The sequence below is a fragment of the Pseudomonas sp. HMWF006 genome (genome assembly GCF_003061205.1).
In the GTDB taxonomy this organism is placed as follows: domain Bacteria; phylum Pseudomonadota; class Gammaproteobacteria; order Pseudomonadales; family Pseudomonadaceae; genus Aquipseudomonas; species Aquipseudomonas monsensis.
On record NZ_QAIU01000437.1, the window covers coordinates 1 to 2118 of the forward strand.

Consider the following 2118-nt stretch of genomic DNA (forward strand, 5'->3'; position numbering starts at 1 on the left):
AGCGTAGCGTTGTCGTTCACGGTCACGGCAGACGTCAGCGCACCGTTCACCGTCAACAAGCCGTCATTGACCGTGGTCGGGCCGCGATAGGTATTGTTGCCGGTGAGGATCAACTGCCCGGCGCCGGACTTGATCAGGCTGCCCTGATAAATCCGCTGCGCCGCCGCTGCGTCGCGGGCGCTGCCGATGGCATAGTCGGTCTGATCCTGCTGACTGGCACCGCCCGGGACGCCGTTCTGCCAGCCCTTGTCCTGCAGGGTTTGCTGCCAGGCTTTGTGTTCGGCGAGATCCTCGCTCTGACGCTGGATCAGTGCCTTGTCGGAGATGTCATTGCTCCAGATATCGCGCTGCCCCGCCCCCAGACTGGCATCGAACGCGCCGAGCAACTGGCCCGGCCCGCGCATGGCCCGGTTCAGGTTGACCACGCCCCAGCCGACCTGAGCGGTCGGTGCGTCGGTAGCCGAGCCATCGAGCTGCGTGGCGGTGGTCAGCAGTACTTCGAGCGCCTGCTGATTGTTCATGTACGGGTAACGTTCCATCACCAGCGCCAGGGCGCCGGTGGCGTGCGGCGCCGCCATCGAGGTGCCGGACTTGATCGCGTAACCGCCACCGGGGATGGTGCTGTCGATCTTCGCCCCCGGCGTGGTGATGCACCAGTACTTGGCGAGGCCGCATTGGTTGTACTTCTGCTGATTGCCCTGGTCGAGCCCAGAGACGGCCAGCCAGTGACCTTCAAGGTCCGGCTGAAAGTACGGCAGCGCGGAACGCACGCTGGCATTCGGGTAACCGCTGTTGCCGGCGCTGAACACGTTGATCACACCACGGCGCGACACGTCGCCTGCGGCGTCGAGCCAGGTGCCTTGGTTGTAGTGTTGGGCGTAGGCGGCGTGCAGATCGGCCAGGGTGCGATAGCTGACATCCGGCGGCTGACTGCCCCAGCTGTTGTTGATCGCGCGCACGCCGGCATCGGCCAGGGCGTCATACACCGCTTTGAAATAACGCGGGTCGGGGTTGGGGCCGAACAGGAAGCTGTCGTTCTTGTTGGTGTTGCCGACGTAGAGCTGCGCGTTATACGCCACCCCGTGCATGCCGCTGCCGTCGCGGGACGCCCCCATGGTGCCGACCACGTGGGTGCCGTGGGAGTCGTTGTTCGGGTTGAGAGTGCCGTCGACGTTGAACAGCGAGCCGTCAACGTAGCTGCCGCTGGCCAGTACCGGGTGATAGCGGTCGCTGGCGAACTCGGGATGGGCGGCATCGAAACCGGAATCGAGCGCGCCGATTTTCACCCCTTTGCCGGTGATGCCGGCGGCATAGGCTTGGTCGGCCTGCATGCGTTCCAGGCCCCAGTCGCGCAGAAACTCGGTGCTGCGCCAACTGGCGGGATCGCCGGGTTTGCCGGTTTCCAGGTACTGCGCCTGGGCCTGCGCAACAGAAACTGCAAGCAACAGGGTGCCGACCGATGCCGGCTTGAAGCGTACGTCCATGTTCACCACTCACTTTTATTGTTTTATGCAGGTTTGTCTGCGGTGCTGCCTGTTCCCCTCACCCCAGCCCTCTCCCCGAGGGAGAGGGAGCAGACCGAGCTGTCTTGCGTCATTCACCGACCTGAAGAAACGGGTCGAATGCACCTCCGAAATTTATTGTTTTATGCAGGTTTGTCTGCGGTGCTGCCTGTTCCCCTCACCCAAGCCCTCTCCCCGAGGGAGAGGGAGCCGACCGGGCTGTCTTGCGTCATTCACCGACCTGAAGAAACGGATCGAATGCACCTCCGAAATTTATTGTTTTATGCAGGTTTTTCTGCGCTGCTGCCTGTTCCCCTCACCCCAGCCCTCTCCCCGAGGGAGAGGGAGCAGACCGAGCTGTCTTGCGTCATTCAACGACCTGAAGAACCGGGTCGATTGTGGATTCAGCGCCGCTCGATCAGGTCGGTGTACCTCTGAAATATCCCCCAATCGGTCCCCTCTCCCTCTGGGAGAGGGTTAGGGTGAGGGCTGTTGAGCTACCACAAAAGCTTCATCCACCCGCGCCAGATCTTGTTCGTTCAAGGTCCCGGCGTAGTAATGCAATTTGGTCCAGGCCATCAAATAGTCGTACCGCGCCTGCGCCAGATCGCGGCGG

General features: G+C 62.6%; 2 protein-coding genes. Both read right to left on the bottom strand.

Features of this window, described 5'->3' with window-relative positions:
* Positions 1–1484, bottom strand: a 1484-nt coding sequence (locus tag DBR24_RS18320) for a S8 family serine peptidase (RefSeq protein WP_146189079.1), incomplete at its 3' end; no start/stop codon positions are given.
* A 495-nt stretch (positions 1485–1979) separates the two neighbouring features.
* A partial coding sequence (locus DBR24_RS32755; RefSeq protein WP_256591618.1) for a hypothetical protein occupies positions 1980–2118 on the bottom strand: 139 nt, incomplete at its 5' end.